This window comes from Streptomyces sp. NPDC047049, from assembly GCF_040643995.1.
In the GTDB taxonomy this organism is placed as follows: domain Bacteria; phylum Actinomycetota; class Actinomycetes; order Streptomycetales; family Streptomycetaceae; genus Streptomyces; species Streptomyces mooreae.
The window spans coordinates 783632-808065 of record NZ_JBEYVM010000002.1 but is presented as its reverse complement, the minus strand read 5'-3'; the positions used below and the strand labels follow the sequence as shown (position 1 = coordinate 808065).

Annotated in this window: 16 protein-coding genes and 1 other RNA gene; 9 read left to right on the top strand and 8 right to left on the bottom strand. The window is 68.5% G+C overall.

The genetic code is table 11. From position 1 onward, the window contains the following. Positions 1 to 64: 64 nt before the first annotated feature. From ABZ851_RS07645 to ABZ851_RS07620, 6 genes are all read right to left on the bottom strand, one after another. Complete coding sequence (locus ABZ851_RS07645) at positions 65 to 229, bottom strand: hypothetical protein (protein WP_361123508.1); 165 nt, start codon at positions 227 to 229, stop codon at positions 65 to 67. Positions 230 to 257: 28 nt separating this feature from the next. Beyond that, the gene (locus ABZ851_RS07640) at positions 258 to 2090 is read right to left on the bottom strand and encodes a carbamoyltransferase (RefSeq protein WP_361123504.1); all 1833 of its coding nucleotides are present in this window, start codon (positions 2088 to 2090) and stop codon (positions 258 to 260) included. Further along, positions 2083 to 2826, bottom strand: coding sequence for a YggS family pyridoxal phosphate-dependent enzyme (locus tag ABZ851_RS07635; RefSeq protein WP_361123501.1), 744 nt, complete (start codon positions 2824 to 2826; stop codon positions 2083 to 2085). The genes ABZ851_RS07640 and ABZ851_RS07635 overlap by 8 nt, the downstream gene beginning before the upstream one ends. Continuing rightward, positions 2826 to 3443 carry a LysE family translocator gene (locus tag ABZ851_RS07630; RefSeq protein WP_361123498.1) on the bottom strand — a complete coding sequence of 206 codons (618 nt, stop codon included), beginning with the start codon at positions 3441 to 3443 and terminating at the stop codon, positions 2826 to 2828. The genes ABZ851_RS07635 and ABZ851_RS07630 overlap by 1 nt, the downstream gene beginning before the upstream one ends. Continuing rightward, positions 3440 to 5743: an iron-containing redox enzyme family protein gene (locus ABZ851_RS07625; protein ID WP_361123495.1), complete on the bottom strand. Its 2304-nt coding sequence runs from the start codon at positions 5741 to 5743 to the stop codon at positions 3440 to 3442. The genes ABZ851_RS07630 and ABZ851_RS07625 overlap by 4 nt, the downstream gene beginning before the upstream one ends. Positions 5744 to 6003: 260 nt before the next feature. Continuing rightward, the gene (locus ABZ851_RS07620) at positions 6004 to 7041 is read right to left on the bottom strand and encodes an Inducer of phenazine A (protein WP_361123492.1); all 1038 of its coding nucleotides are present in this window, start codon (positions 7039 to 7041) and stop codon (positions 6004 to 6006) included. 656 nt (positions 7042 to 7697) lie between these two features. Between ABZ851_RS07620 and ABZ851_RS07615 the strand changes: the two genes are divergently transcribed. The 7 genes from ABZ851_RS07615 to eccCa all read left to right on the top strand — a co-directional run bounded on the left by ABZ851_RS07615 (position 7698) and on the right by eccCa (position 20524). Next, on the top strand, positions 7698 to 8696 hold the full coding sequence (locus ABZ851_RS07615) for a helix-turn-helix transcriptional regulator (protein WP_361123489.1): 999 nt from the start codon (positions 7698 to 7700) through the stop codon (positions 8694 to 8696). Positions 8697 to 9321: 625 nt separating this feature from the next. After that, positions 9322 to 9780 (top strand): hypothetical protein, encoded by a 459-nt coding sequence (locus tag ABZ851_RS07610; RefSeq protein ID WP_361123486.1) that lies wholly within the window; start codon positions 9322 to 9324, stop codon positions 9778 to 9780. A 2-nt stretch (positions 9781 to 9782) separates the two neighbouring features. Continuing rightward, entirely contained in the window at positions 9783 to 11924 is a 2142-nt protein-coding gene (locus tag ABZ851_RS07605; protein WP_361123483.1) for a DUF6571 family protein, read from the top strand. Between the two features lie 2 nt (positions 11925 to 11926). Further along, entirely contained in the window at positions 11927 to 13024 is a 1098-nt protein-coding gene (locus ABZ851_RS07600) for a hypothetical protein (protein ID WP_361123480.1), read from the top strand. Between the two features lie 301 nt (positions 13025 to 13325). After that, positions 13326 to 13634 (top strand): hypothetical protein, encoded by a 309-nt coding sequence (locus ABZ851_RS07595; RefSeq protein WP_361123477.1) that lies wholly within the window; start codon positions 13326 to 13328, stop codon positions 13632 to 13634. A 1669-nt stretch (positions 13635 to 15303) separates the two neighbouring features. Next, entirely contained in the window at positions 15304 to 16527 is a 1224-nt protein-coding gene (mycP, locus tag ABZ851_RS07590; RefSeq protein WP_361123474.1) for a type VII secretion-associated serine protease mycosin, read from the top strand. 10 nt (positions 16528 to 16537) lie between these two features. Further along, positions 16538 to 20524 (top strand): type VII secretion protein EccCa, encoded by a 3987-nt coding sequence (gene eccCa / locus ABZ851_RS07585; RefSeq protein WP_361123471.1) that lies wholly within the window; start codon positions 16538 to 16540, stop codon positions 20522 to 20524. Positions 20525 to 20741: 217 nt separating this feature from the next. Here the strand turns inward: eccCa and rnpB are convergent. Then, positions 20742 to 21142: RNase P RNA component class A (gene rnpB, locus ABZ851_RS07580), an RNA gene on the bottom strand. A 273-nt stretch (positions 21143 to 21415) separates the two neighbouring features. On the opposite strand from rnpB, the gene ABZ851_RS07575 reads away from it, so the two are divergent. Both ABZ851_RS07575 and ABZ851_RS07570 read left to right on the top strand, forming a co-directional pair. Beyond that, entirely contained in the window at positions 21416 to 22222 is an 807-nt protein-coding gene (locus ABZ851_RS07575) for a MerR family transcriptional regulator (RefSeq protein WP_361123469.1), read from the top strand. Then, on the top strand, positions 22219 to 22938 hold the full coding sequence (locus ABZ851_RS07570; RefSeq protein ID WP_361123466.1) for a hypothetical protein: 720 nt from the start codon (positions 22219 to 22221) through the stop codon (positions 22936 to 22938). The genes ABZ851_RS07575 and ABZ851_RS07570 overlap by 4 nt, the downstream gene beginning before the upstream one ends. Here ABZ851_RS07570 and ABZ851_RS07565 read toward each other — a convergent pair. Next, entirely contained in the window at positions 22925 to 24409 is a 1485-nt protein-coding gene (locus ABZ851_RS07565; protein WP_361123463.1) for an RNB domain-containing ribonuclease, read from the bottom strand. The two genes, ABZ851_RS07570 and ABZ851_RS07565, sit on opposite strands and share 14 nt — an antisense overlap. Positions 24410 to 24434 lie beyond the last annotated feature (25 nt).

Genomic DNA, 24434 nt, shown 5'->3' with positions numbered 1-24434 from the left:
GTAAGCGATCTTAAGGGCGAGGGGGCCGCCATGCGTGCCGGGCCGGGCGGTACCGGCCCGGCCCTCATGCCTTCGGTCTTCTGCGCGCTCCCCCGGCGTCGAGCCAGTAGGTCGCGGCGGTGCGGTCGATGCCGCGGCGCAGGGGGTCGCGGCCCAGGCCCGCCACGAGGCCCGCGGGGACGACGATCAGACAGTAGAGCAGGAGGAGTGCGAAGTTCCTCATGGTCATGGGCGGTTCTCCTTGGTCCGGCGGAGGGTCAGTCGAGGGGGATCTCGTCGCGCCAGTCGCCGTCCTCGCTCCAGGCCGGCTGGTCCTCTTTGAGCAGCAGGAAGCTGCCGAGGACGAGGACGTCGATCCGGGTGCGCATGAAGCACCGGTAGGCCTCTTCGGGCGAGCGGACGATGGGTTCTCCCCGCACGTTGAAGGAGGTGTTCACCAGGACCGGGCAGCCGGTTTCGGCCTTGAAGGCGGTCAGCAGGCGGTGGAAGGCCGGGTTGGCCTCCTGGCTCACGGTCTGGACGCGGGCCGACATGTCCACGTGGGTGACGGCCGGGATGGTCGAGCGGTGGACCTTCAGCCGCTCCAGTCCGCGGGCGCCCGAGTCCTCGGCGGGCAGCCGCTGGGCGGCGGCCACGTCCGCGACCACCAGCATGTAGGGGCTCTCCTGCTTGAGTTCGAAGTAGTCCTCTGCGTCGGTGTCGAGGACGGCCGGCGCGAAGGGGCGGAAGGACTCCCGGAATTTGATCTTCTGGTTCATCGCGGACTGCATCGCGGTGTCGCGGGGGTCGCCCAGGATCGACCGGGCACCCAGGGCGCGCGGCCCGAACTCCATCCGGTCCTGGAACCAGCCGACCACCTTGCCCCGCGCCAGCTCCGCCGCCGCCCTGGCCGCGAGCGCGTCCGCCTGGAACCGGGTGTACGGCACACCGGCGCCGTCCAGGTACGCCTGGATCTCCTCGTCCCCGTAGGCGGGTCCCAGCAGGGCGCCGGACATGGCGTCCCCGCCGCTCCCGAGGTGGGTGCGCTCGGCGCCGCCCTCCATCGCGACGGCGAGCGCCGCGCCCAGGGCGCCGCCCGCGTCACCGGCCGCCGGCTGTACCCACACCCCGTCGAAGATCTCCTCGCGGATCACCCGGCCGTTGGCGACGCAGTTGAGCGCCACCCCGCCCGCCAGGCACAGCCGGGTCTCCCCGGTCCGCCGCTGCGCGGTCCTGGCCAGGCGCAGGACCGCTTCCTCGGTCACCTGCTGCACGGAGGCCGCCAGGTCGAACTCGCGCTCCGTCAGCGGGCTTTCGGGACGGCGGCGCGGCCCGCCGAACAGCTCCTCGAAGCGACGGCCGGTCATCACCTGCCCCCGCAGGTACGCGAAGTAGCGCATGTCCAGGTGGAAGGAGCCGTCGGATTTGAGATCGATCAGCCGTTCGCGGATCAGGTCCGCGTAACGGGGCGTGCCGTAGGGCGCCAGCCCCATGAGCTTGTACTCGCCGGAGTCCACCTTGAATCCGCAGAAGTAGGTGAACGCGGAGTACAGCATGCCGAGGGAGTGCGGGAAGCGCAGCTCGGCCAGTGGCGCGAGCCGGTCCGCGCGTCCGTGCCAGAGCGAGGTGGTCGCCCACTCCCCCACTCCGTCGATGCAGAGCACGGCCGCGGACTCGTAGGGGCTCGGGAAGAACGCGGAGGCCGCGTGGGACTCGTGGTGGCGGCGGCAGATGATGTCCGGCACCGCTCCCAGCCCTAGTGCCGCCAGCTCCCGCCGGACGGTCTGTTCGGCCCGCCGTTTCCAGCGCAGCCACTCCGGCAGGGTGTCCCGGAACGAGCGGAAGCCGAACGGCGCGGCCCCGGCGTACGAGGCCAGCACGCGGCGGAACTTGAGCGCCGGATCCTCGTAGTACGCCACCGCGCTGACGTCCCGCAGTGTCGCGCCCGCCTCGGCCAGGCAGTACGACACCGCGTGGGCCGGGAAGGACGGGTCGTGGCGCCGCCGGGTGAAGCGCTCCTCCTGCGCGGCGGCGACGATGGCCGTGCCGTCGACGAGGGCTGCCGCGCTGTCGTGGTAGTAGGCGGAGATTCCCAGAACGAGGTCAGTCATGGTGAGCGTCCACTCCTGGGATTCCGGTGCCGGTGTCGGTGCCTGTGCCGGGCTTGGCGGGCCGGGGGCCGAACAGTGCGGTCCCCAGCCTCACCTGGGTCGATCCGGCGGCGATCGCCGCCTCGAAGTCGCCGCTCATCCCCATGGAGAGGGTGTCCCACCGGTGCCCGGCCGCGACCTGCTTGGCGAACAGTTCGGCCAGTACCTCGAAGGCGGGCGGGCCGGTCACGGGGGCGGCGGGCACCGCCTTGCGGGGAATGGTCATCAGGCCGCGGACGGTCAGGCGCCTCAGGTCCTGGATTGACTCCAGGAACGGATCGAGCTGATCCGGGGCGAGGCCCGCCTTGGCGGGATCGCCGTCGGCGTTGACCTGGACGCACACCTGGAGCGGCGGCAGGTCGTCGGGGCGCTGCGCGTCGAGCCGTCGGGCCGCCTTCAGCGAGCAGAGCCCGAGCACCCAGGAGAAATGCTCCGTCAGGAGTCTGGTCTTGTTGCTCTGGATCGGTCCCAGGTACACCCATTGGACACCCGAGCCGCGGAGTTCGGCCGTTTTGGGCAGGGCCTCGCCGGCATAGCTCTCGCCGAAACGGTTCAGGCCGAGGGCGTGGGCCTCGCGGATCGCGGAGGCCGGGTGTCCCTTGGAGACGGCGAGCAGTTCCACCGCCTCGGGGCGCCGGCCCGCGGCCGTGGCCGCGGCGTCTATTCGGGCCCGCAGGGCCGCCAGCCGTTCTCGCATCACGTGATCACACTCCACAGCGCGGCCGCGGTGAGGGCGAGGAACACCGCGGGAGGAATCCAGGGCAGGACATTGCGCACGGGGCCGAGCCGGTCGGTGACCGGGGCGAGCTGGTGGCCGAGGAGGCCCGCCAGGGTGTTGACGGTGAATCCGGAGAGGTTGAAGCCCAGGCCGAAGGCGAGGAGCTGCCAGGAACTCGCTCCGGAGGGCACCAGTTGGGGAAGGATGGTCAGGAAGAACAGGGCGATCTTCGGATTGGACACATTGAGCAGGAAGCCCTTGACGAACGGGCGGCCACCGGAACCCCGCTGGGCGACGCCGTCCTCCCCTTCGCCCTGCTTGCCGCGTGGAATGCTCGTCCAGGCCATGTAGGCCAGGAAGCAGATGCCGAGGAGCTGCACCGCGGTGTAGGCGGTCGGGGCCGAGACCAGGAGCGCGGCGAGCCCGGTCACGGTCGCCACGACGTAGACGAAGACCCCGAGTTCCACGCCCAGAGCTGCCCTGATACCGGCCCGCGGCCCCCTGCTGACGCTGCTCGCGACGCAGTGGAGCATCGCCGGTCCCGGTGTCAGATTCACCACCAGGGCGACGGCGATGAAGGCCAGGACGTGACTCAATGAACCTCTCCCTTGTTTCCGTACGGGCGTTTGTTCTCGTATGCGCGTATGGCATGCCGGGCGGCCCTTCTGGCGCGCCGTCCGCCCGGTGGGTTCAACGACCGGTAGCCCGTTCTGACGCGCTCCCAGATCTCCGGTTCGCACCCCGGCCCCAGTACGGAGGGCAGGGTGGCCATATAGGCGTCCACCGCGTCGGCCGCCCAGGCGGAGTGGCCCGTGGCGACGTTGTCGATGGTGTTGTGGATGTCGACGAAACGGGTGCTGAACCCGTACGCCTCCAGGCCGATGCGGGCGCGCCGGTAGCCGCCGCCGACGCCGGACAGCTCCATCGCCACGTTCAGCCCCAGCACCTCCGGCAGGAAGGTGCGTGGCAGCCGGCCGATGCACAGCCAGTACACCGGCAGCTCGAACGACTCCTCACGGAACCCCGGCCACTGCGCGAACTCGCGGGAGGCGGTGGGCGGCAGTTCGACGCCCATCTCCCGCAGCACCTCGCGGTAGATCAGGGGGTGGTTGAGGCCGAGGTCCCCGTTGCCGAGTTCGTCCCAGTAGGTGGAGAACAGCAGATGGCCGACGTCCGAGGAGGCATGGCCGTAGTCCGTGAAGCCCTGCAGCCAGCTGCCGTCTATCAGGGTCAGGGGGGCGAGCTGCACGGTGGCGTCGACCAGCGCCTCCTTGGAGGGCACGGGTGCGCCCGCCCCCTGCTCGAATTCCCGGCCGTGCCGGTCGTGCTGCTCCTGGAGCCACGGGCGCAGCCCCCGCGGATCCCAGTGGCGCGGAGGCAGATGCCCGGCCGTGTCCCAGCCCACGCGGGAGCGCGCCAGCCAGCCGTGTACGTACCCCGTGGCGTACCGGCGCAGCGCGGGTGTGTCACCGCGGCTGAGCAGGAGGTGGTACGCCTCGCGCAGGGTGCCGGGGGCCCGGTCGCGCCGCGCGGCCGGGGCTCGTACGGCCGCCGGGGCGGGGAGGGGCCGCGTGGTGTCCGGGGCCGGGTCCGGGTCCGGGTCCGTGACTGTCACTGTGACCGTGACGGTGTCCGTGTCCGTGGCCGTGTCCGTGACGTCCGTGGCCGTGATGTCCGTGGCTGTGTCCGCGTCCGTGCCCGTGGCCTGTCCACCGCGGTCCGCAACCGCGCCCGCGCCCGCGGGCAGCGAACGGATCCAGCGCCGGATCACGGCCTCGTCCGCAGGGGAGAAGATCCGGAACATCGGGCCGTTCTCGGAGATCAGGCCGCGCAGCAGAGGGCTGCGCCCGGGGTTCCCCGGCCTGACGAGCCGACTGGCCGCGAGGGCCCGGAGCAGTCCGTGGGGTGCGGTACGGGCCTCGGCGAACCAGTCGCCGAGCGGGCGGCCCTCGACCTTGAACTCCTGGTGGTACAGGGCCGCTTCGCGGGCCCTGAGCCTCAGCAGCTCCGCCATGTCATGGGCCGGGTCCAGGGCCGCCGACACCTCCTCGTACAGGCCGCTGCTCCACCGCTGCAGCAGGTCCAGGGCCCAGCGGAATCCCGCGATCAGCGCCGGCGCATCCGGGCCCCCGGCCGGGAACGCGGCGGCGGCAGCACGGCCGAGCGCGAGGCCGGTCGGCGTATCCGCCCGGCGGGCGGCCCCGGGGTCCAGGGCGGTCCAGTCGGCCGCGGCCGGGAGCAGTTCCCGCACCAGGGCGAGGGGCGGGAGCAGCCCGGCCGCCCGCAGGCACAGATCGGCGCCCACCAGCTCCGCGCGGTGTTCGTCGGGCCGTCGGCTCATGGCCAGCAGCGGGCCGGGCAGGGCGAAGGCCAGGTCGGAGACCTGCGGGTCCTGGGTCAGCCGGGTGGCGGGTGCGGCGCGCTCCGCGAGCCGCAGGTGGTGCAGCAGGGCCCGGTACGCGCTGCCCCGGTCGGCGCCGGGATGCCCCGCGCCCAGGTCCTGGGCGTAGAGCGCGAGCGTACGCATCGTCAGCTCGCTGTCGCCGTTGCCGGGACTGCTCAGCCACTGCAGCCAGGCGCCCGAGACCAGCGCGAGCGGGGCCGCGCCGAGGGCCGCCCGGCGGACCAGGGCATCGCGCGACTCCTGGTCGGCGGCCCGGGCCGCGAGCGCCCGGTAGTCGTCGCCGGCCCGGGCCGACCATGCGCCGGCCCGGCGCTCCCAGTCCTCCAGGGTCGGCGCGGATGCCGTCAGCGCACGGGAGTACTCGCCGGGAAGCGCCACCCTCGGGGGAAACCCCTCCGGGTCCGCGGCCTCTACGTACAGCGTGCGGCACTCCTCCGCGACAGCCCGGGGCCGGCGGCCGGCGGTGCCGGCCGCCGCCTGCTGGCGTTGCATCGACGCTCCTCCTGTGGTTCCGGTTCCGGGTCCGGGGTGTCAGAACATCGGGTAGATGGAGGCGTCGTCCTTGGACTTGGTCTTGCGCTTGCGCGAGAAGAAGCCGAGCACTTTACGCAGCAGAGCCATGGGAGGTTCCCTTCAGGAGTGGCGGGTGCGATGCGGGGGTCCGTCGGCGCGGTCAGGACGCGACCGGCCGTCGGGTGCGCCGGGCCCGTGGCCAGGCCGGGGCCGGCCGCTCCGGTGTGCCGGGCCCGTGGTCAGGACAGACCCAGGCCCGTGGCCAGCAGACCGGAGACCAGGTCGTAGCCTTCGTCGGTGAAGTGCGCGCGGTCCACGAACAGCCACTGCCCGGGATCTGCGGCCTCCGCCACGAGCGGGTTGAGATCCAGGAACGCCACGTCGTGTTTGGCGCACGCCTGCGCGATGCCCTCGGCGTAACGGCGGCCGACCTCGGCGGGGGCGATCTCACCGAAGAGCTGCCAGAACGTCGACTGCTTGCCGTCGAGTTCGCGGAAGAGCTCGGCCTCCTCGGGCGAGGGGGTCTCCCGCACCCAGGTGGCCAGTGGCTGGAGGGCGAACGAGATCCGGGTGCCGGAGGTGCCGGCCAGCAGCTTGAAGCGCTCCAGGTCGAGCGCCGTGCGCTCGATGGCGGTCGCCAGCCGTTCGTCGAGGGTCAACGGCGCCTCGTCGGCGGGGGCCGGCGGCGGCTCGGCGGACCGGCGTTCGCCGCGCCCGAACCGGCCGGTGCGCTTGGCCTTGCGGTGGCGCGCGCGCAGCTCCTCCATCTGCTGGTAGTACTCGCCGGAGAAGAAGAAGGCCCCGTAATCGCCCTGCAGGGCCCGCGGGAGGCCGGCCAGCGCGAGGTTGTTCAGCCCGGAGAGGATGACGAGCTGGTCGACCGGCGGCAGCATCTCGCGGTGCAGCAGGTAGAGCATCATCTCCTGCGTGGAGCAGTATCCGCGGGCACCGAGGTTCAGCCAGGGCGCGGAGGGCGCGTGCCGGGTCCACAGCCGCGACGGGATCGAGGCGGCGTCGCTGGTGGTGCCCACGCCGAATGCGGTGGAGCTGCCCGCCAGTACGTTGACCGTGCCGTCGGCGGGTGCGTCGGCGACGGAGGCGGTGCCGGTGGCGCCATGGGAGACGCGGAATCCGAGACGATCGGTGTTCACCACGCCGGAGCGGTAGTCCGCACGGTGGAAGTACATCAGGTAGGGCACCCAGCGGGTCTCCCCGCGATCGACGAAGTCGTCGTACTGGGCCATCTGCGGGGTGAGCGAATAGCGCCTTGCGTTCACGGACGGAACTCCTGTCAGCGGACGGTTGCCGGGGAGGAGGAACGTTCAGTCTCCCCAGCCGAGGTCGGCGGTCATGCCAAGGCCGAGAGCCGACGGGCCGCTGGTCAGGGCGTGGTGTACGGGTACAGCCGGACATCGTGCGGTGAGCGTCATGACCACTCCGTGTCTTCAGGGGACCGGCACCGTAATGAGCCTGCGTGACAACGGGCGGTGCGTACACACACCCGGGGTGTCGTGTCTGCGTCTGGCGCAGATACGTCAAGGGGCGGTGAACGGAGCAGGAGTTGGGGAGCGGAGCGATCCGGTCCGCGCATCCGGCCCGCGCTCCGGGCCGTCCTGTCCGCCGCTCCGCTACGTCGCCACTCCGCTGCGTCGCCACTCCGCTGCGTCGCCACTCCGCTGCGTCGCCACTCCGCTGAAACCAGCCAATTGTGGCGAACATCGAAGCCAGTACGGAGAATTCCTTAACTCGGCATAAAGTATGAGTGATGGGGTAATCGAGGCCGCTTCCGGGTGCTCCGCCTCCGGAGTCGGCCTCCGGCGTGCCAGGTATCGATGTGCCGCGCGGCTCAGACACACCGGGGGTGTGCAACGTGGAGGTATCCGGCCTTCATGCCACAGGGGAATGGCCTGTGCTGAGTGAGGAAGTCCGGGCTGTGTACCGGTTCCTGGCCGAGGTCCCCGAAGGCATCGCGACCCACGAGGTGCGTACGCGGACGCGGATGTCCGACGAGTGCCTGGACCGGGCGATCGACCAGTTGATGACGCTCAGGCTGCTCTGCAGGTCCTCGTGGGAAAAGGGCACCCTGCGGGCCCTCTCACCCGAGAGCGCCAGGGTGCAGTTCGTCTGGCCGATCGTCAGGGAACTCACCCGTCGTCAGCGTGAGGTGGACGCCATCCGCGAGGTGTACTCCGAGCTCGCGCAGGTCTACGAGAGCGCCACGCTGCACGAGGCCGGGGCGAGCCCGCTGGAGATCATTCCGGACCTTCCCTCGGTCCGCCGGGCCCTCACCCAGCTCGCCGCCGAGGCCACCGAGGAGGTGATCACCGCTCAGCCGGGCGGAGCACGGCCGGCCGAAGCGCTCAAGGAATCGCAGGAGCGCACCGACGAGTTACTGGACCGGGGCGTCCGGCTGCGGACCCTCTACCAGCACACCGCGCGATTCAGCCCCGCGACCACGGAGTTCGTCCATCACGTCACCGCGCGGGGAGCCGAAGTCCGCACCCGCAGCGACGGATTCATGAAGCTGCTCCTCTTCGACGGCAAGGTGGCGGTGACCTCGCTGTGCGACGACCGGTACGGCGCATTGATCGTCCGGGATCCCCATGTGGTCGATTTCATGCGGACTTCGTTCGAACCGGCCTGGAGCACGGCCATTCCCTTCCCCTCCAGGTACGACCCGGTGACCGCCGACCAAGTCCTGGACGACATCAAGACCACGATCGCCCACCTGCTGACAGAGGGCCTTGAGGACAAGGTCATCGCCCGCCGCCTGGGCATGTCCCTACGGACCTGCCAGCGCCATGTCTCCGACCTTATGCGAAGGCTGGGAGCAAGAAACCGGCTGCACCTCGGCTACCTCCTGCACTCCCACCAGCTACGGGAACGAGGCCTGGTGCCCCGGCTCTCCTCGCACCTCGACACCGGCGGTTGATCCGGCCCGGCCGGCAGCGGGCAGTCATCGGTACACCGGAATCCGGCAGTCATCTTCCGCATTCTCCGGAAAATGCCAATCCCCCGGTGATTCTGGGGCCACCCGCGCCGACCGTCCAGAAACAGCCCGGGCCACCGACGGGCCCTGGCGGCCCGGTACGGAGTCGTGAGGGCGGACGAGTCGGCCTGTACGCCGGGGATTGCTGGTGCTTTTACCGACAGGCGCCGTGACCTGCGTAGATACAGCCTCAAAACCACCGCGGTGCACATCCGGTGCACGACGTACGGGACGGATCGACGCAACGGCACGCGGCGGACACAGGACGAACGATCAGCATCAGTACCAGATGGCGACCGGGCGCCCGTCGGCATCGCGCTCAGGCGAGTCCGGGAGGGAGCACGCACGGTCGCGCACGGTGACCAGTCCAGCTCGATCGCTGCACGATCCAGACTGTGGCGGGCGTTCGCCACCCGAGTGAGGGGGCCGACGACCGGCTGGCACCCTCAGGTACAAGTCGGCTCGAAACAGACCACTGAGCTCGTTGCTCCTGCTCAACTTGACGTCCTAGGCTCCTGCTTCCGTGTGTTCATAGTGATCACACGGAAGCATCGCCAGGGGGAAGCACGTGACCTACGACCAGGATTGGGACCGCCGGCTCAATCCCTTCCGTTACAACGCTGACGGATCGCTCACGGATTCTGCCAAGGGGCAGAACGTGAAGATGGAACTTAACTCCGCCGCAGGCAAGAGCGCCAGCGGCACGGGGCACCCCGGCCGCCAGACGTCTGTGAGTACTGAGGTACTCACCAAGGCGGCGAACACGCTCGAGCAGTTGCGGAGCGACACGGACAAGGTTGACATGAACGCCCTGTCCGCAACAGACGCGGCATGGAGCGCGCTGAGCGGCTGGCAAGCCGCCAACGGGCTGGACCGGCTGCACAGGCGGTGGGCGGCAGAGGCCGGCAACCTCAGCAAGATGCTGTCCGATGCCACTGCGAAGCTCCACAACACCACCACGTCGTACGCGCAGACCGATCATGCCGAGAAGTCCCGAATGGACGCGCTCAACGGCGGGAGGAACTGATCGTGGTTACCTTCTCCGGCCTCCTCCACGCCAACCTCGGAAAGCTTCAGGCTGCGGCAGACGAGTGGAAGCTGCTGCCGAACAAGTACCAGGGGCTGCAGGAGCTCTTCGAGGCTCGTGTCACCAAGCCCCTGAAATCTGATTGGAAGGGTGAGGCATCTGAGCAGGCGCAGGTCTCGCTCGCCACGATCAAGAAGCAGTATCAGGCGGCGGCAGCAGAGGCGCAGTCCGTCACCTCGCTGCTGCGCGATGCGCATGCGGAGTTCAGCGGCGCCCAGAGGAAACTCCGCAGGATCGTCGATGAGGAAGCGCCGTCGGAGCATCTCCAGGTGGCGGGGGACGGCACGATCACCGATGTCAAACCCGAGCCCGATGACCTTCCAGGGTCGTACTCCCGCATCCGCTACTACGAAAAGCGTCAGGAAGCCATCGATGCGATGAAGCATCGCATCGAAAAGGTCCTGCGAGATGCCACCGCTGCGGACGAAGCCGCGGAGTGGGCCCTGAGTCAGGACTCCAACGGCAAGAACAACGAGTCGTTCAACAAGAACATCTACACGTCGCTGGATGCGGCCCGGGACGCCAAGAAAGACCTGACCGACGCGCTCAGGCTCACCAAGAAGGGGGGCGAAGACCTGTCCAACGATGAGCTGGAGCGTTTGGGAAGTATCCTCTCGAAGCGGAAGAACGACATGGTCTTCGCGGAGAGGTTCGCCACCACGCTGGGTCCGAAGGGGGCGCTCGAATTCTGGCGTGAGGCGTCAGGCCCGAACTCGGGAGAGCCGGGTGCCGAGCGCAACGCCGCCCTCAAGCAGTTGCAGGCCGGCCTCGGCTCCACACTCGGAATCGCCACGCAGAGCGACAGCGTGGCGATGGACGGGTGGAAGGAGAAGATGCTGGCCCTCGGGTCGCAGACGATCGACCCGGGAGGGGCCGGCGGGCCGAGCGCCAAGGGCTACCAGCTCATGAGCAGTCTCATGCGGGGCGGCAGCTACGACACCGACTTCCTCAATGACTACGGCCGGGGCCTGGTGGGCTTTGAACGGTCCCACAAGTCACTGACGCCGCAGCTGTTGTGGGCGCCCGACTCTGTCATGGCTCGGGTCGACTACTCGGGTGAAGGAGGGGGCAGCGACCCCATGAAGGGGTTGATGGACGCCTTGGCGAAGAACCCTGATGCCGCCACCCAATTCTTGGATCCGGGTGTGAACCACGAAGACGATCGCCTCAAGTACCTTGCCGGCGAACGGGAGTGGCCGAAGGACCCCTTTGACGGTAAGACAGGCCATCACTCGTTGGCGTTAGCGATCGAGGCCGGAGCAACTGGGCCCGGAGGCGCCACCGAATACGGCTCGCGTGAACATACCGAAGCGCAGACCAGGGTTATGCGCGACGCTGTCAATGCCTTGGGCGGCGAAACGCCGCCCCCCAATCGTAAAGACGATGACGAGTCTCGTCCGTACAAGCCGCTCCTGAGCGATATGCGGGGCCCCATCACCAACGTCTTGCGTGATTATGTCTCCGAGACGCACGACGCACTTTCCGGCACTCAGGACAATACGGCGGTCCGCCTCGACCCTGGGGCTCTCACCAGGACCATGCGGGGAGTCGCAGAGGACCCTGATTCCTTCCGCGCCCTACATGAAGCCGAAATCAAGCACGCGGCGCATGAGTTGGCCTCGCTTCAGCCCGATGTCAGCCCGAAGGCCATGAACGGCTTCATGAAAAATGCGGCCCATGCCATGGGCGCCTATGACGCGGTTCAGGCAGATGTCATTCTGGATCACAAAGAGAGTGAAGCATCGGCAAAGGCATGGCAGACAAAGGCTGCTCAGCACATAGTTTCCGCCGGCGCTACTAAGATTCCCGTTGCCGGAGACATTGCCGTGCGGCTTATAGACGCTGGATCCAAGGCATGGCTGGACCATGCGACGACCAACATTCAGCTGAACGCCGATGGGGAGCTTGAGGCGAATGCTCGGGCCGGCAGCAAAAGTGTGAATGAGATGGTCGCCACTTGGTACACCGAGCGCGGCCTGGACCCCGACAGCGGGGAAGCCGACGACGACCAGCAGAATACGAACAACACGTACGAAAGCGGCCTCACCGAGGCGGGGCGCTCTCTTGGACGCGGAGACAACTAGTCATGGAATCCACAACGGCTGAACGCCGTATCGGGGACCCTGACCCTCGGATCGTTCGCCGGGAGCGCAAGCGGTGGCTGATCACTGCGGCCATCGTCCTCGTGGTGGCGGTGCCCAGCATCTTCTATTTCAGCGGGGCGTATGACCGTTGGAATGACAGTAGATCCCTTTCCGATGCCTGCCGGGGAAGCATCGAGTCGTCCCAACTGAATCAACTCTTGGGTGTGGACAGTCTAAAAGCAAGGGACGCCTCTATCAACAACGGTCGGGAATTTGACTCAGGCACTCTGCATCGCTGCATAGTCTCCTCCAAAGCCAATGGTAACTATCTCGATGTGTCACTTGACTGGAATGATAATCCGGACGGAGGTGTCGGTGAACTGCGGCATGGGTCGTTTGGCGGGGCTCCCGGTCCGGTTTCGCCGATCGGACATGGCTGGCACGGCGTCGTGGCTGGGACGGAAGATCGAGGTGCCGCTGTCGTCGCAATGAACTGCTCAAATAAGGGTCGTGGACGCAGTCTGCTCGTAACCCTGGACGGAACGTTCAAGGCCGCGAGTTCAAACCAGAAGACGCGGCTGGGATTCACCGCGGTTCACACCGCTGAGCGGGCAGCCGAAGCATGGGGTTGCGAGACACCCCAAGGCCGAGATCAAGTCAATGCCATTCCTGGCAACGATTCCATGAAGCCTGAGCCGCCAGGAAAAGCTGCAGGGACCTGTCAAGGAATCAACGTCAGCACCATTGGATCACGCGCAGACGGAAGCGCACCCATTGAGGATTGCTTCATTCAGTCAAGGGATGGACTCGGAACGCGATACGTCATGAGCGCCTACTACCCTCCGTTCGACAAAGCGCACGCGGGGTACAGCATTTACTCCGACGACGAGGGTGACGAAATGTACCGGGGTTCGGCGACGTGCTCAAATGGACAGCGAGCTCGCTACATCATCGGGAGCTGGAGTAATTACAACGGGCGCGATGCCGATGGGTCCGAAACGTTCTCCGGCGACGCAGCCCAGGGGAAGAGGCAGGCATTGAGGGAATTTGCCACCCGGTCTGCGAAGCGCCACGGCTGTACAGATCTAAAATTGCCGTGACGGTGCTGACCGGACGGTGGTCGCACCCAGGCGTCATCGCACTGGGTGATGGATGCCCGACCGCTCCATCACCGCTGCATCGGGTACACCCCCTTTGGGCGTACCCGGCCACTAGCGCCGTCTTTCCACGCCTCGCGTCAGCCATATCAGCGGCGCTTTCAGGACAGATATGGAACTCCTTGGTAACCGCCAGGAAGCCGGTTGACCTGGGCTTCTGACGGGAGTTACATAAGTCCGCCGCCTGTGGCGTCAGGCGCCAAACACAGCACAGCACCAAGCGTGACACCGGGGGGAGTTACAGATGGCCGAGGAATATCGAGTCGATCTGAGCGCGCTGCAACAGGTCATCACTCGGCTCAACTCGATCGTGGACACCATGGACGGTGTCGGAGCAACCGCGGAGTACAAAACGGAGTTGCCGGAGGGGTACCTCGGGCAGGGTTTCGCTGAAGAGGCCGGGCTCCGACAGGCGCACAGCAAGATGAAGCGAGAGCTCGCCGACATGGTCACCGAGCTGAAGCACATGATCGCCGAAGTCGGCAAGAACACGAGGACCGTGCACGATGGCTACGACAGCCGTGAGCAAGAGGTCCGCGTATCCATGCGCTGAGGTGAACTGCAGCCGGCACATGCAAGCAGGTCGGCGCAACGGGGAGGATTGAGATGGGTAGCGGGGGCGGACATACCACCGACTTCTCAGGCCGTACGCTTGAGTCGCTGAAGGCCATGGTGCGCGACGCGCAGCCGGACAAGGTCGAGGAAATCGCCGACCACTGGAAGCACGTACATGACCAGCTCGCCGGTGATGCACCGGACGGCAGTGTGCGCGATCTACTGGACAAGGCTGTGGCCGATGTCCTGGAGTACTGGCACGGAACCGCTGCGGAGGCCTTCGCAGTACGAGCCAAAACTTTGAGTACGAGCCTCAAGAACGGCTCGCTGTACGCGAAAAACACCTCGCACACGCTGAAGTCCGCCGCGATCGACCTGCGGGAGGCCAAGCGGGCTGTAACCGCGCTACAGGACACCGCGAGTGAGTACAACCACGGGCACTTTATCGGGGCAGCAATCTCGTTCGCAAAAGATGGCTGGGACAAGGTGGAAGACGCCTTCAGCCGCGACGATTCCGGACTAAAGCACGATACGTCCAAGGGAATGAGTGCTGCCGACGCGCGGGCGAAGAATGCCGACTCGCTGTCCCGTGGACGGGAGATCGCCCTACAGGCGGCCGCACACATGGAGAAACTCGGGGCTTCGTACAACATCAAGGCGAATCAGCTTGCGGGACCGCCGATCACCGAGAAGAACAAGCCTGTCCCGGCGCCGGACACCATCGTGCCGCCACCAATTGTGTCAGCTGACCCCGCTCCCACTGTGGCGAGCCCGCGGACAGCCGGCCCCAATTCCTCACGAACCCACAGAACGTCAGGCGGAACGAGGATGCCGGGCGCAGCTGTCAGCTCACCGCATACTGCGAAGACAGACGGTTCTGACACCGGTACTGCCAGCGGCAGGGCGCAACAGCCGATGCCGAAAGCGCCACTTCCTGGGACGGCGTTGGATGGAGTCCGCGGTGGTGTGCCCGCCCCCGCTGATCCTCCTGCCATGCGAGGAGGCCCGGTAGCCGGAACGCCCGGAATTCCGGGTTCAGGGCCTGGTCCGATAGGTATGCCACCTGGTGGTCAGTCAGTGTTTGGGGGGCGTGGTTCGAATGCTGGCAGGCAGGTCGCGCTCCCCGGCATTCCTGGTGTTCCCAGCACGCCTCCTGGAGGTCGTGCGGGTGCGAAGGGGGCTGGTGCGCCGGGGACTCCCAAGCAGCCGGGCCAGACGGGACGCCCGCCGATCGGTGGTGCCGCCGGCCCAGGCGCCTCGAGCAAGGAAGGCATCCGCGGTCGTCAAGGCGGAGGGTTGGCACGACGCCCGGGCGGTGTTGTCGGCGAGCCGGCAAAGCCCGGAATGCCGGGGCGTGGTGCACAAGGTGGATCTGGATTGCATCGCAGTCGTGGCGGCGCCCTGAGTGGGGGTCCGGAGGGCGCATCCCGTGCCCGCGGCCCGATGGGTGTGCCGCACGGTGGACAGCAGGCCAGCGACGACAAGAAACGGCGACAGTCCTCACGCCCCGACTACTTGGTCGAGGACGAGGAGACCTGGGCGTCGCAGCGGGACGTCGTGCCGGGAGTTGTCGGCGTCTCGGCTTCTGAGGATGCTGGTGACCCTGACGGGCCAGTACAGGGCAACCATCAGGCAGAACCAGATCGTTCGGAAGGAAGCGGCAGGGCGTGACGTTCAAGCGATGGATGAAAGCGACGTGCGGGACGGTGCTGCTGTGCGCGGTCGGCAGCGTGCATCTGGCGCCTCCAGCTGCCGCGGATTCCATTCGCGACCACCAGTGGGCCTTGTCGGCATTCGATGCGGATGCGATGGAGAAGGTATCCACGGGCCGCGGGGTGACCGTCGCCGTCGTTGACACCGGCGTCGACGGTACCCACCCCGATCTCGTAGGCAACGTACTGCCCGGAAAGGATTTCCTCTCGGGTGGTGGGCGGGCCGATCGTGAAACGGACAATGTCCATGGCACTGCGATGGCCTCCTTGATCGCAGGTCATGGACATGGACCGCGCAACGCCGCAGGTATCAAGGGTCTGGCTCCCGACGCGAAGATCCTGCCACTGCGAGTCAATGTGGACGGCGAACTGCAATTCGGCTCCACCAAAGGGGTGGCGCAAGCCATCCGCTATGCCGTCGATCACGGCGCGTCGGTCATTAACCTGTCCCTGGCCTCCCCCCACAGGGCCCCAGATCTGGAGGAGTCGGTTCGATATGCGCAGCAGAAGGGCGCTGTGGTTGTCGCCGGCGCAGGGAACGACGGTGGGGGCAAGCCGAACTATCCTGCGAGTTTTCCAGGAGTGATCTCAGTCGGCGCCGTCGATTCATCAGGAAGGATCTGGGAAAAGTCCAACTACGGGTCGAACAACATGCTCGCGGCGCCGGGGGTGGACAATTATTCGGCGGGGTTGAACCACCAGTACCAGACCGAATCGGGAACCTCTGATGCCACGGCCTACGTATCGGCTGCGGCCGCGCTCCTCCGCTCGAAGTACCCGAAGCTCACGGTTGGCCAGATCGCTAATCGTTTGGTGAAGACAGCCAAGTTGCCCGCGTCGATGAAGGGAGCCCAGCTTCCCGACAAGCGCTACGGCTATGGCTTCATCCGGCCATACAGTGCCCTGACCGAGGACATCCCCGCCGGCCCGAAGAACGGACCGCTGCCTGCCCCATCAGCTTCCTCGTCCACAGCGGCGCTTTCCCCTTCTCACTCAGCAGCTCCGGATGCGTCTGCCGGCAAGGGCTGGTCGGCGTACGTCGTGTGGGGTGTCGCCGGTGCGGCAGTGCTGGGGCTCTTTACGGGAGTAGCGGTGGTCGTCGTCAAGCGCCGCCGCCCCGTCGTTCCGCCGCAGTCTCCTTACAGCCAGCGGGCGTCCGGCCCCGACCCGAGGCAGTAGCCGACTCACCTTGGCAACCATCACCATCAAGCGCCCTCCACGTGCGGCGCTCCCTGACTATTCCAAGGTCGACCTACAGCTGAAGGCGCCTCCCGTACTGCCCGAGCGCCAGGGCGAGTCTGCTGTGCTGATGCTGCTGCCCATGGTGGCGATGGTCAGTAGCGCGGTGTACTTCTTCCTGCCCGGCTCACCGCCGATTATGAGGATCATGGGCGGCATCATGGTCGTCTCGGCTGCGGCTATGGGGGTGAGGCAGGTCGTCCGTGCTCGGCGCGGCTCTTCGTCAGGGGTGCGTGCGGCGCGTCAGGACTACCTGAAGTACCTGGCCCGTACGCGGGAGGAGGTGCGGGAGACAGCGCGAGCTCAGCGTCTGGCCGAGTGCCGTACGTTCCCCGAGCCGGGGCAGCTGTGGGCGGTGATTGCTGAGCGCAGGAGGCTGTGGGAGCGCCGGCCGGGGGACGACGATTTCGGTCAGGTGCGTGTGGGGCTGGGACCGCAGCTGCTCGCGACCCGGCTGGTGGTACCGCAGGCCGGGCCCACAGAGGAGTGGGAACCGCTGTCCGCACATGCCCTGGGGTGCTTTGTGGAAGCGTACGAGTACCTGGAAAGGCTGCCCCTGGCGCTGTCCCTGCGTGCGTTTCCGTGGTTGACGATCCGGGGCGATGCCGAGACCGTGCAGGGTACGGCCCGGGCCATGGTCTGCCAGCTGGCGGCGCTGCACTCGCCGGACGATCTGTGGATCGCGGTCGTGACATCTCCCGGTTCGGCCTCGGAGTGGGATTGGATCAAGTGGCTGCCGCACGCGCGCCAGGCCCAGCACGGACCTGCCGATAGTGGGGGCGGGCGGCCGCGGCTGCTGATCTATTCCTCGCTCGATGCCCTCGAAGAGGGGCTCGCGGCGGAACTGTCCACGCGCCCTGCCTGGGAGCGGGAGGCGCGGCCTCTGCTCGACCGTCCCCACGTGGTGATACTTCTGGATCCCGATCCCGCCTCGGCTTTCCTCTGGCCATTCGGCCGGGACGCATACCTGGGTGTATCGGTCGTCGAGCTGGAGCCGGCCATCGGCTCCAAGCGGCAGGGTCGTGCGCGCGAAGGCGGCTGGTCCCAGGATCGCCGCCCTGGGCTGGCTGTTGAGCCGGATGTCCTGAGCCTGGTCTCCAGCGCCGGCTCCGTCTACACCGGGATTCCGGATGTCTTGGGCGCAGTCGAAGCCACAGCGGTCGCTCGTGCCCTCTCACCTCTGCGAACCAGCGACGACGAGGACGACGACCCGCTGCTGAGCAGTGTGGAATTCACGGACCTGATGGGAATGGGCGATCCCACAGCCTTCGATCCCCCCTCGGCGCAGCCCGCCGCGATGGAACGGCTTCGTATCCCTCTTGGTGTCGACGCCGAGGGGAAACCCGTCGTCCTCGACCTCAAGGAAGCTGCCCAAGGCGGGATGGGGCCCCACGGCCTGTGCGTCGGCGCCACCGGTTCGGGCAAGTCCGAGCTGCTGCGCACCCTGGTTCTTGGCCTGGCGGCCTCCCACAGCTCCGAGTCGCTCAATTTCGTCCTTGTCGACTTCAAGGGGGGCGCTACTTTCGCCGGCCTGGCCGACCTGCCGCACGTGGCCGCGTTCATGAGCAATCTCGCCGACGACCTCACCCTCGTCGACCGGATGGAGGATGCTTTAGCCGGCGAGCTTCGGCGGCGTCAGGAACTGCTGCACTCCAGCGGCAACTTCGCCAACATCTGCGCCTACGAGAGAGCGCGGGCGGCAGGGGCACCACTTCAGCCGTTACCCACACTGCTGATCATCCTGGATGAATTCAGCGAGCTTCTGACGGCCAGGCCCGCGTTCATCGACACGTTTCTGCAGATCGGACGCATCGGACGCTCGCTCGGCGTGCACCTGCTGCTTTCCTCACAGCGGGTGGACGAAGGCCGCCTGCGGGGCTTGGACACCTACCTCTCCTACCGGCTGGTGATGCGGACCTTCTCCGCCGAAGAGTCCCGGATCGCCCTCGGTGTCACGGACGCTTACCACTTGCCCAACGTCCCTGGAGCCGGACTCCTGAGCCACGGCGTAGAAGGTCTGACGCAATTCAAGGCCGCATACGTTTCCGGCCCGTACCGCCCCGGGCACACCACGGCCTCCGGACGGCGGGAATGCCTCGCACCGATGCTGTTCACCGCAGAGTCCGCCCTCGAACCTCCAGAACCGTCCTTCCAAGGCCAGGACGAGGGCCCGCAAGACGGTGAGGGGGCCGGCCGTTCCGTACTGGATGTCCTGGTGGACCGCCTCCGGGACCAGGGGCCGTCGGCACAGCAGATCTGGTTGCCGCCGCTGGACGAGTCTCCTTCCCTCGACGATCTGCTTCCCCCTCTCGTGGTGACAGCCGAACGGGGTCTCCAGCCTGCCGACTGGCAGGAGATGTCCCTGGTCATCCCGCTCGGTATCGTCGACGTGCCCTTCGAACAGCGCCGCGAAGTTCTCCGGTGCGACTTTTCCGGCCCGCAGGGCCACGCCGCAGTCGTCGGCGGCCCCCGTTCAGGCAAGTCCACCTTGCTCCGCGCCCTCGTCACGTCCTTCGCTCTGACGCACACACCCCGGGAAGTGCAGTTCTACTGCCTGGACTTCGGTGGGGGCGGCCTGTCGTCCCTGGCTGGTCTCCCGCACGTCGGGGACGTGGCCTCACGACTGGACGTGGCCAAGGTGCGACGGACCATCGCTGAAGTACGAGAGCTCCTCGACGAGCGGGAGCAGTTCTTCCGGGCCCACCACATCGACTCCATCCGGACCTACCGTGGACGGCGTGCCGTGGGACATTATCCCGATCACCTCTTCGGCGATGTCTTCCTTGTGATCGACGGCTGGGGCGCCTTCAAACGGGAGCACGAGCCGCTGATCCCCGATGTCGAGGCAATGGCCATGCGCGGGCTCGCCTTCGGTATCCACCTTGTCCTTGCCGCCGGCCGATACAACGAGATCCGCCCCGCTCTCAAAGATCAGCTCGGCACTCGGCTGGAACTTCGGATGGCCGATCCGTTGGATTCCGAACATGACCGCAAACGCGCCCGTAATGTGCCCACCGACCGTCCCGGACACGGCCTCGCCATCGGCGGGCTGCACTACGCCGCCGCGCTCCCACATGCCAATGACTTCCACACCACGCACGATCATGCGGACAGCACTGCACGCTCCGCCGACCTGATCGCGGCCATCGCGTCCCACTGGTCCGGCCCGGTCTGCCCACCCGTGCGCATGCTTCCGGAACGCCTGCACGCCGACGCCCTCCCCAAGGCAAGCGAAACACCCGGCCTGGGCTTCGCCGTGGGCCTCGACGAAACCGCTCTCGCGCCGGCCTACGTCAACTTCGACACCGATCCGCTCCTGCTTATCTACGGCGAGAGCGAGTCCGGGAAGACCGCGCTCCTTCGCCTGCTTACCCGGCGCCTCGCCGAGCGGCATCAGCCCCATGAAGCCCTGGTGGTCGTCGGCGACTACCGGCGTGCACTGCACGGCCAGCTCCCCGAGAACCACGTACTGCACTACGCGCCCGCAGCGGCGTCGCTCCAAGACGGCCTGGGCCGCCTCGCCCCGATCCTCCAAGCCCGGATGCCGACCGACCAGGTCACTGCCGAGCAGATGCGCGCCCGCAACTGGTGGCACGGCCCCGAGATCTTCATCGTCATCGACGACTACGATCTCGTCGCACTCCCTTCCGGCAACCCCCTCGAAGCACTGACCGAGTACTTCCCCTACGCACGGGACATCGGCCTCCGCGTCATCGTCGCCCGCAACACCGCCGGCGCAGCCCGCGCCTCGTTCGATCCGGTTACCCGACGCCTCAAGGAACTCAGAGCCACAGGCGTCATCTTGTCGGGGAGCCCGGACGAAGGACCGCTGGTGGGCACTACGAGGGCTGAGCCCATGCCACCCGGGCGCGTCCGTTTGGTCGATCCCCGGCAGCGGCCCCGTGTCATCCAAATCGGCTGGTCTGCCCCCCGCTGAATCAATGAGGGAGAGGGCTCAACGTCGCAGGCGCGGCTAACCATCGGCCAGGTGATGCAGGGACTCTCATCTGCTTGGTCAGAACGGGACTCGGCCAGTTGAGTGATGGCATAGAGGCGACGATTCCCTATGTCGTCGGTACCGCGTTGACCCGGGCAATCCGGCTGGACGCACAACGGCCCGCCCAGGGCATTCCCCCAGGTCAGAGCGGTAATGGCGGACGAGTCGGCCTGTACGCCGGGTTCTGTCGCCTCCGGTCCTTGCGGGCCGGGGGGAGACGGCCATCCATCTAGGGCTGCCGTTGCCGGCAGCCTCGTGCGGTCTACCCGCGGACTCGGGCGGGCAGCCCTCGGTCGTCCGCGCAGAGGCATCAGCCGATGCCTCCTCTTGACCTTGCTCCAGGTGGGGTTTACCTAGCCCTCCGAGTCACCTCGGAGGCTGGTGGTCTCTTACACCACCGTTTCACCCTTACCGGAGGCCGAAGCCTCCGGCGGTCTGTTTTCTGTGGCACTGTCCCGCGGGTCACCCCGGGTGGGCGTTACCCACCACCTTGCCCTGTGGAGCCCGGACGTTCCTCGGGGGGATCAGTGATCCCCACGCGGCCGTCCGGCCGGCTCGTCCGCCGTGGTGACCATGCTACCCGTAGGGGAAGACGGTCCTCGCCGGGCTTCCCGGTTCCACCCCGGGCTCCCCCGCCCCCCTCGGGCTTCCCGGTTCCACCCCGGGCTCCCCCGCCCCCCTCGGGCTTCCCGGTTCCTCCTCGGGCTTCCCCGCCCCCCTCGGGCTTCCCGGTTCCTCCTCGGGCTTCCCCGTTCCCTCTCGGGCTTCCCCGTTTTTCCCGCCATGTCCGGGCCTTGACCTTGTCGCAGCGGCAACGTTTGTACTGGGCGCATGAGAATCGGAGAGCTCGCAGGTCTGATCGGCGTCAGCACCCGCGCCGTACGCCACTACCACCACCTCGGGCTGCTGCCCGAACCGGAACGCCGCGCCAACGGCTACCGGGAGTACGGGCTGCGGGACGCGGTCGCGCTCGCCCGGGTGCGCCGGCTGACGGAGCTGGGGCTGGGGCTGGACGAGGTGCGGGACGTCCTCGCCGCCGACGCGGGGCGTGAGCTGCACGAGGTGCTGGACGGGCTCGACGCGGATCTGGCGCGCCAGGAGGAGGAGATCCGGTCGCGGCGGGCCCGGCTGGCGGCGGTGCGGCGGCAGGCGGACGAGCACGGCGGGCTGCCCGCGGAGGGGCCGGTGTCGGACGAACTCGCGGCACTCTTCGCGGAGATGGCCCGCGCGTCCGCCGCGCGCCCGGGGCCGGAGCCCGCGATGGCGGCGAAGGAACGGGAGGTGCTGGCGCTGCTCGAAACGACGGGCGAGGCGGAGGGGAACAAGCGGATGATGGAGCTGCTGGGGGAGGCGGTCGCGGCGCCCGGGGCGATGCAGCGGATGTACGAGGTGTACGGCCTGCTCGACGCGCTGGCGGAGGCCGCGGCGGACGATCCGCGGGTGGAAGCGGCCGCGCGGGCGCTGGCGGACTGCATTCCGGAGGCGGTGGTCGCCGCGGTCGGCGGGGAGGGGCACTGGGAGCGCGCGGCCACGGAGTCCGGTGGTGCGTTCACGGCGGCGTACTACGCGCACTTCGCGCCCGCGCAGGCCCAGGCCGTACGCCGGGCGATCCAGCTGGTCGCGGAGCGTGCGCGGTGAGCCGGGGGGCCGCGCTGCGCCGGCTGGCCGCCTACGAGGCGCGGTGGCTGGTCAGCCTCGGCTGGTGGGTGGCGCGGCGGCGGATCGGGGTGGCGCCGGGTGAGCGGGCTCTGAAGTATGCGGGGGCGCAGGCCGCGTTCGTGTACGGGCTGGCGTTCGTGTGTGTGGTGGAGTCGGTCGGGGTCAGCGTGCTGCTGGCGGACCGTCCGGTGGCGCACACGGTGATGCTGGTGCTCGACGTCTACACGGTGCTGGTGGTACTGGGGCTGCAGGCGGCGGCGGTCACCCGGCCGCATGTGCTGGGGGCGGAGACCTTGTGGCTACGGGCCGGTGCGCGCCGGGACATCCGGATCCCGCTGGAGCTGATCGCCTCCGTGCGTCACGACCTCCGGTTCGTCCGGGAGCCGGCGAAGGACGGCAGCGAGGTGGTGGAGCTGGTGGTCGGCGATCAGACCTCGGTCACCGTCGAGCTGTCCGAACCGGTCGTGGCCGTCGGCTTGCTGGGGCGGCGGGAGACGGTGCGTACGGTGCGGTTCCATGCCGATGACCCGCGGGCGGCGGTGACGGCCCTGCGGGCGCGACTGGCGGCGGTGCACGCGGGGACGGGAGAGGGTACGGGGCCGGGGCCGGGGTCGGGGTCCGGAGGGAGCTCGGCGCCGGGGACGGGAGACGGCGCGGCGCCGGAGAGGGGCGGGGCCGCGGTCAGGCAGGGGTGAAGCGGACGGGGTGGTGGCCCGGTTCGGCTTCGGCGAGGCGGACCGGGATGCGGTGGCCCAAGGGCAGCGCGGGGCCTTCCGGGGCGGTTTCGACGGTGCCGATGACGGCCGGGTCGTAGAGGTGGACGGTGCCGTGGGTGGGGTCCTTCTCCTGGATGTCGACGACCAGCGCCTCGAAGATCTCGCCGACCCGGTCCCGGAGCAGCGCCGCTTCCACCAGGTCGACGCAGGAACGCTCCACCAGGTTGGCGCGCTGGGCACCGGTCTCCATCTCGCGGGGCAGGGCGGGCAGCGCGCTGCGCACCCAGCCGGGCGGTTCGGCGCCGGCCGAGGCGGCCAGGCACAGCTCGGAGGTGTAGCGGTCGGCCAGCCGCCGCAGCGGCGCGGTGGCATGCGCGTACGGGGCGGCGACCGCGGCGTGCAACGCCTGTGAGGACCGTGGCGCGGTGCCGTCGAAGACGGTGTAGCCGGCGCCGCGCAGCAGGGCGGTGCACTCCTGCAGGAACGCGGCCTGGGCGGGGCGCCGCGGGTCGAGGGTGCGGATCAGCGCCGCGTACGAGGTGTGGTGCGGCCAGTCGACGCCGAGCGCGCGGGCGGTCAGGCGGAGCCGGGCGACGGAGCCGTCGGGGGCCGTGGGCAGCGTGCGGAGGATGCCGGTGCCGGAGGCCAGCATCAGTTCGGCCGCCGCCATGCCGGTGAGCAGGGAGAGCTGCGCGTTCCAGCCGTAGGCCGGGAGCGGGGCGCGGTATTCGAGGGTGTAGTGGCCGTCCCGCTCGACGATCTCCTGCTCGGGGACGTGGAGGGAGATCGCGCCCCGGGCGACCTCCAGCTCCTCGCGCAGCAGGCCGATCTCGCGGAGCAGGGCAAGCGGCTCCTCGGCCGTCCCGTCGTCCAGGATCCGCTGGACCCCCGCGTAGTCCAGCCGGGCGCGGGAGCGGACCAGGGCGCGGCGTACGGACGCGGCGGTCAGGGCGCCGTCCGCGTCGAGGTCGAGCTGCCACAGGACGGCCGGGCGGTCCCGGTCGGGCAGCAGGCTGGCGGCGCCCTCGCTCAGCACCTGGGGATGCAGCGGCACCCGCTCGTCGGGGAAGTAGAGGGTCATCACCCGGTGGTGCGCCTCGGCGTCCAGGGCGCCGCCGGGGGTCACGAAGGAGGCGACATCGGCGATGGCGTAGTGGACGCGATAGCCGCCGCCGGGGCGCCGGGACAGGAACATGGCCTGGTCGAGATCGAGGGAGCCGGGCGGGTCGAGGGTGAAGAGGGGGAGGTCGGTGGCGTCCTCCAGGGTGTGCTCGGTCGCCACCGCGCCGTCGGCGGCCGGTATGCGCGGGGCGCGGGCGGCGCTCTCCGCCTCGGCCTGGGCCGTGGGCGGGAAGTGGTCCGGGATCTCCAGCCTTCCACGCAGCTCCTGCAGCGCGACCCGCAGCGGGGCCTCGGCTGCGTCGGTCACATGCATATGGAGACGGGGCATGCCATCGAGCGTATGGCGGGCGGCC